Below are 3,717 nucleotides of genomic sequence, written 5' to 3'. Positions count from 1 at the left end.
CACTGTCGTGATAGTAGCCAATGCGATGCAGGGTGCGGTAGACCCGAGCTTGGTCAGTGTAGACACTAGTGCCAGGCGCAATAGCAGCTTGAAGTTTTGGTAGCAGCACACGAGCGCCTGCCGTTGGGACGTGTTCAACTTTTACGCTGCCACCACGTTCAACCATGCCAAATACCACAGATTTGTTTTGGGTAGTTATATGCTTGCCCCGTTCACGACCACCCACATACGTTTCGTCAGTTTCAACAACTCCTGAAAGCGGGCTCTCGCCATGGAGCATCAGGGTGCGGACTTGTTTGGCTATACGCCAGGCTGTTTTGTAGGTGCAGCCGAGGTGACGTTCGACCTCCTTAGCTGATACACCGTTCTTTGAAACCGAGAACAGGTAGATGACATAGAACCAATCACGGAGCGATGTCGAAGACTTATGAAAGATAGTATTACCAAGCGGGTGTGCTTGGTAGCCACAATCCTTACACTCGTAACACTTACGGCTACGGACACGGTAATAGCTGGGATTAGCGACACCACACTTCGTACAAGCAGGGAGGTCACTATAAGCACGCTCGAACATATAGTCCAGACAGGTATCGTCATCTGGGAACCGTTCGTTGAAGTGCTTTACCGTGAACTTCATACAACCAGTATATTACAGAGTTTACATGTTGTCAAGGGATAGTCGGCTGCTTTAATCATTGACTTTTTATGTATTTTGTACTAAAATTACCAGGTTTGCTCAATCTGAGTGGACTTCTTATACGAGCCGAAGGAAAGGACCCCTTATGGCTCTCGCGCACTACAATAAGATCAATAAACTGCGTTCGCTGCCGTGACGACCCCCGAGATCACCATCGAGATCATCGGCCTCGGCGCGATGAGCATCTGCGACAACACCATCCCAACACAGGTCAGCGAATACCCACCAACCATGTAACGCCTCAAATGTGAGATGACCGTGCCATCAAAACGGACCGCGTGGTGCTTGACTTAGTGTATTGAACGCACTCAGGCTACTGGGCTGCCCACATTCATCCCGTCTGAGTCCCTTGCCTTACTCCTCATACTTTGGGAGGGAGGGCTTTTTCTTTTAGTCTAGTCCGCCGGCACGAATAACCTTGGCATATTCGTAAGCACTTGGGCGCACACTACGAAGCATTGTCTTGCGATCCACCTCCAGCAAGCCAAATTTTGGCCAAAAACCCTTATCCCACTCGAAATTATCCATCAGCGACCAATACATAAATCCACGCACGTCCACTCCCTCGCTCATCGCCCGATGTATATTGCGCAAGAGCTCCTTAATATACCATGCCCGAACTTCATCCTGCCCGTCAGCCGCACCAGCCTCAGTCACAACTACCGGCAAATGATACCGGCCATGGAGATTCTTAAGAATCTCATAGAGTCCTTCTGCATGTAAGCCCCAGCCGAGATCCGATGGGTTTTGCTGATCCATGATTACCCGACCCTTAACGATATTAAAACGAAAATAATAGTTGAGCCCCAAGTAATCCATATATTTATGCGTGCGATCAAAGAACGCGTGATTACCCCACCACTGCGCAAATGAGTAGGTCAATGGACTCAAGACCTTATCTTGGACTACATAATAGCTATTATTTTTCGCTGCACCAACCATGGCATGTGGGTTAACGTGCTTGATCGCCTTGTACGCCGCCTTGTGGGCACGCACAAACACACTATAGTAGGCATAACTCGCCTTAAAGACATTCTTACTTTGCGGTGGCCATAAGCCGAAATAATACGAAAAACTCGCAAACAGCTCTGGCTCATTGACGGTACACCACCACTGCACATCTTCGTTATACTCGCTGGCCATTTTGCCAGCAAACCTTGCGAAATCTTCGACCGTACGAGCGCTCGCAAACCCACCCTGAGCCTGTACCCAATGCGGCAGAGTAAAATGATGCAGTGTCACCAGTGGCTCAATCCCTCGCCTGCGTAATGCCCTAATTACTTTGCGATAATGTTCGATCTGCCTTTCATCATAGCCCCCCCGACGCGGCTCAATCCGACTCCATTCGATCGAGAAGCGATGAGCGTTATGCCGCAACTTCTTCGCGTAATCAAAATCTTCTTCGTAGCGGCGATAGTGGTCGACAGCTCGCCCTGAGATATAGTTCATCGGATCGACCGCCGCTTCCTTGATGCGATACCAGTGAACTGATGGGTTATCGAAGGCTTTTTTCGCACCACGAGCCAAGGCGGCGGCGCGCTCCTTCTCCCAGTCGGTCCAATTATTATTTTGATTGCCCTCAACTTGATGCGCGCTGGTTGCAGACCCCCACAGAAAGTCCTTCGGGAAGACGAGCTTTGGCTTCATTATGCTCATGTTGTTTATTATACCGGTTATGGTCATTTCAGGTATGTTTTTTGCATCGACATCGGTTCATCCGCATACTCCTTATGCTATACTCTTGAGTAGGATGAACATAGCCTCGATCAAGGCATATCAGGTGCTCGACTCGAGGGGGGAGCCGACTATCCGCGTTCGCATGGAATCCAGTTCTGGAAATCATGCTCGTTTTGATGCACCCAGCGGCAAGTCAGTCAGCGGCATGGAGGCAAAAGAACGGCGCGACCACGAGAAAGCGTACTTCATGGGTCGAGGTGTTACTGGCAATATCGACATCATCGAGAAGGTCATTGCACCGAAGTTTATCGGTTACCCGCTTGGACACCTATCCGACTTTGATCAGCTCCTCATCGCCCTCGATGGCACTGAAGATCGTTCTAATCTCGGTACGAATACGCTGACTGCCTTATCGGGCGCTTACTTTCTGCTCTCTTGTTACGAACAAGGCAAGGAAGTCTGGCAAGTGGTCGCTGATCAGCTTGGTACCACACCGGCCATGCCGCGGCTCTATGCCAATCTCGTCGCTGGCGGTGCGCACGCCCCAGGCCTCGACCTACAAGAATTTATGGTTGTTCCCAAGACAAATACCATCACTGATGCAATCAACAATATATACATCGTGCGCAAGACCATACGCGCCATTCTTGCCAATCTCTATGGCCCAGCTGTGCGCCTTGTCTCCGATGAAGGTGCGATGGCCGCTCTCGGAGCTACGCCAGAGGTAATTCTGGAAGCATTCACGCAGCTCGCCAATAGACCAGGTGCCGAGCACGAGATCGCCCTCGACTGTGCGGCCAATCATTTCTTTAGAGACGGCAAATACATCCTGACCAATCGAATGCTTGATTCGAAACAATTGGCTGACATCTATCTCGGATGGGACAGGAAGTTCCCCCTACTCTCAGTCGAAGATCCATTTATGGAGCAGGATATGGGCGGCCTCAAGTATCTGACTACACAACCAGGTCGTAAAGCCCTAGTCATTGGCGATGATATTACTGCCACGGATGCATCGCGCATCACCGACCTCACGGTCCAAAAACTCATCGACGGTGTCATCATCAAGCCAAATCAAGTCGGCACCCTCTCCGAAACCCTTACCGCGATTCAGGCAGCCCTGCAATCAGGCGCGAAGGTCATTATCTCGCATCGTTCAGGCGAATCAAATGACACTCTCCTGCCAGATCTGGCTTACGCCGTTGGGGCATTTGGCATCAAGGTCGGCGCCCCGGTGCGAGGCGAGCGTGTTGCCAAGTACAATCGATTCTTTGAGATCGAAAAAGACAATCAGCTGGCGGCAAGCCCTCAAGCAGCCGGAAGTACAGTCCCCTCATCTCTAT

Annotated in this window: 3 protein-coding genes; 1 reads left to right on the top strand and 2 read right to left on the bottom strand. The window is 50.7% G+C overall.

The features are described from left to right. The coding region (locus IT415_01365) for an IS1595 family transposase (protein ID MCC7543340.1) at positions 1-637 on the bottom strand (637 nt) is incomplete at its 3' end. 450 nt (positions 638-1,087) lie between these two features. Next, a complete protein-coding gene (locus IT415_01360) occupies positions 1,088-2,353 on the bottom strand; it encodes a glycoside hydrolase family 1 protein (GenBank protein ID MCC7543339.1) in 1,266 nt (421 codons plus the stop codon). Here IT415_01360 and IT415_01355 point away from each other — a divergent pair. Continuing rightward, the coding region (locus IT415_01355; GenBank protein MCC7543338.1) for a hypothetical protein at positions 2,352-3,717 on the top strand (1,366 nt) is incomplete at its 3' end. The genes IT415_01360 and IT415_01355 overlap by 2 nt on opposite strands.

The organism is bacterium (assembly GCA_020854115.1).
Taxonomy (GTDB): Bacteria; Patescibacteriota; Saccharimonadia; order CAILAD01.
This window is presented reverse-complemented; position numbering and strand designations above follow the sequence as displayed.